The 2,563-nt window shown below is 55.2% G+C and carries 3 protein-coding genes; all 3 read right to left on the bottom strand.

Features of this window, described 5'->3' with window-relative positions; genetic code table 11:
* Positions 1–241: 241 nt before the first annotated feature.
* The 3 genes from ccsA to D5S03_RS00265 all read right to left on the bottom strand — a co-directional run bounded on the left by ccsA (position 242) and on the right by D5S03_RS00265 (position 2,481).
* A complete protein-coding gene (ccsA, locus tag D5S03_RS00275) occupies positions 242–928 on the bottom strand; it encodes a cytochrome c biogenesis protein CcsA (protein ID WP_287042355.1) in 687 nt (228 codons plus the stop codon).
* 201 nt (positions 929–1,129) lie between these two features.
* Complete coding sequence (locus D5S03_RS00270; RefSeq protein WP_008870369.1) at positions 1,130–1,804, bottom strand: heme exporter protein CcmB; 675 nt, start codon at positions 1,802–1,804, stop codon at positions 1,130–1,132.
* On the bottom strand, positions 1,801–2,481 hold the full coding sequence (locus D5S03_RS00265) for an ABC transporter ATP-binding protein (RefSeq protein WP_008870368.1): 681 nt from the start codon (positions 2,479–2,481) through the stop codon (positions 1,801–1,803). The genes D5S03_RS00270 and D5S03_RS00265 overlap by 4 nt, the downstream gene beginning before the upstream one ends.
* Positions 2,482–2,563: the final 82 nt, after the last annotated feature.

Below are 2,563 nucleotides of genomic sequence, written 5' to 3'. Positions count from 1 at the left end.
GGGACAGGCACTCCGGGACCCACTTGAGCATCATTTTGTGCTTAAAATATCTCATTTTTTGGGACAAGTGGGTCCCGGAAGAGCCAGTCCCCATGCCACATGCAAAGCGCTAAACAGATACCCTGTATGCGTGGTATAGGGAATCAGTTGCCGGCATATTGCTCCAAAGTCCGTGTTAAGCACATGATGCTCCCCTCAATTCCTGAATCCCTCAATACCTCAATCCCTCAATGCTCAATGCTCAATCCCTGTACATATACAGATTCCACAGCCGCTCCTGCAGGTTTTTCTGTCTGAAGCGCATCAGGACCAGGGCCGCAGTTACTAACCCCATGGCTATGACGCAGACCACTACAGTGGTCATCATTTCCGGTTCCAGGCCGCCGCCCTCAGAGGCGAACACAGCGGGATGAATGCTGCGCCACATGCGGGCCGACAAAAATACCAGGGGTACATTCAAAAAGGCCACCACACCCAGGACAGCAGCCACCATGCGCATCTTGCGCTGTCCCTCTATGGACTGGCGCAGCACCAGGTAACCGGCGTAAATAAACCACATGATAAGAGCTGTGGAGAGCCTGGGATCCCATGTCCACCATGTGTTCCAGGACACCCTGGCCCAGAGAGAGCCCGTGGCCAGGGCCAGCGTGCTGAGTAAAAGCCCCACCTCGGCCGCCGCAACCGCCAGCTGGTCCATGACCGGACTTTTGCGCACGAGAAAAGCAATGCTGGCGCAAAACACAGTGAAAAAACATATCAGTCCCCACCAGGCCACCGGCAGATGCAGATAAAATATTTTCTGCACCAGGCCCATGGTGGCTTCTACAGGGGCGTAAAACCAGATAAAATACTGCGCCAGGGCCATGGCCGCCCCGCCGGCCAGGGCCAGGGGGACCAGCAGGGATGAAACGGTATCGCTGTATTTCATTTTGTACATTTACTCACGGCGTTAAAGTAACCATTCAGGGGTCCTCGGTAGTGATTGCTGGCACAGGCCTGGGGACTGTTCCGCACTTATTTTTTTCTGATGAACCATTTTCAGCTGTGGGCGTTGGAAAAATAAGTGCGGGACTGTCCCCAGGCCGATTGAGGCATCCCCTGAATGGTTGCGCGTTAAAAGCACCTTTTATCAGTACTCTCCATAGATAAACGGAAAAAGAAGCAGAGCGGCGCCGGTAAACATTGCATTAAACGCCAGAACCAGCCCCATCCATGATCTTAAGTCGTCGCCTGATCCATCCCCGAGAAAATAGGACCCCATGCTGATCCCGGCCAGCAGAACAGGAATAAGCAATGGAAATATAACCACGCTTAAAAGGGAATCCCTGGCGCTGTGCCCCTGGGACATGGCCCCCAGAAGGGACCCCACTGCCACCAGGCCCCAGTCCACCAGAAGGATGGAGCCGATTCCACCCGGCCAGGACACTACCTGGTCCTGTCCCAGGAAAACCACTATTGCCGGAAGAAAAACCGCCTGGGCCATTAACAGCAGCACCCCCCCGGCCAGGGCCTTGCCCATCCATATGTACTGTATGGGCATGGGCGCCAGAAGCAGCCCTATCCTGGACTGATTGGCCCCCTCGCTGCTGTACAGGGTGTTGAACACCAGGATCACTGCAAAGCTGGTGGCCAGCCAGAAAATAGCTGCGGCAGCCTGCGGTGATACATCCTCACCCACCGGGGTGGAAAGGCTGAAGACAAAAACCAGGATAAGACCCAGAAGCACCGGCTGAACAATGCCTGCTCCGTCGGCGAACACCAGCCGCAGATCCTTGGCCATGAGGGCCAGGGGCCTGGAGGTCACAGCTGGTTCTCCCTGCAGTGATCTCTGAAATCCTTGGCCGGGCCGAGGTAAGCCTGCTTTTTATTTTCCAGGTATAAAACAAAGTCTGCCAGATCCAGATCCTCTTCCAGGCTGTGACTGACCCAGACCATGGAAGCACCCCTTTGCCTGGCCTTGCCAATTTCCTCTCTTAACATGCGCCGGGACTGGGCGTCCATGCCGGTGGCCGGTTCATCCAGGAAAATAAGTTCAGGCTCAAGCATGAGCACCCTGGCCAGGCTCAGCCTCTGGGACATGCCCCTGGAAAATGTGCGCGCGTTTTCATAGGCAAAGCCCTTGAGCCCCACCAGGGCCAGCAGGTCTAAAAACTCTTTTTCGCTTCTGTCCAGGCTGTACATCCCGGCCCAGAACCGCAGGTTTTCCAGGGCACTGAGCCCGGGATAAATAAAGGTATGGTGCCCCAGGTAGGCTGTCTTCCCGCTGGGCACGCCGGCCTGGACAGTTCCGTGCACGGGCCGGATCAACCCGGTCATGATATTAACCAGGGTGGTCTTGCCCGCGCCGTTGGGGCCGGCCAGAAGCAGCACCTGGCCCTTGCCCAGGCTCAGGGTGATATCTTTGAACACTAACCGCTGGTCAAAAAAATGGCTGACCCGGTCCAGCTCCAGGAGCATATTCTGATTATTCTTTTCCTGCATGATATAACTGCAACCAGCTAAAAAACAGAATTTGTAACTTTTGCCATCTGATAAAAACAGACAGTCTACGCACACCACTGAT

It is taken from the genome of Desulfonatronospira sp. MSAO_Bac3 (assembly GCF_003838035.1).
Lineage (GTDB): Bacteria > Desulfobacterota > Desulfovibrionia > Desulfovibrionales > Desulfonatronovibrionaceae > Desulfonatronospira > Desulfonatronospira thiodismutans.
Note: the sequence above shows the minus strand (reverse complement) of the source record. Positions and strands in the feature narration are given on the sequence as shown.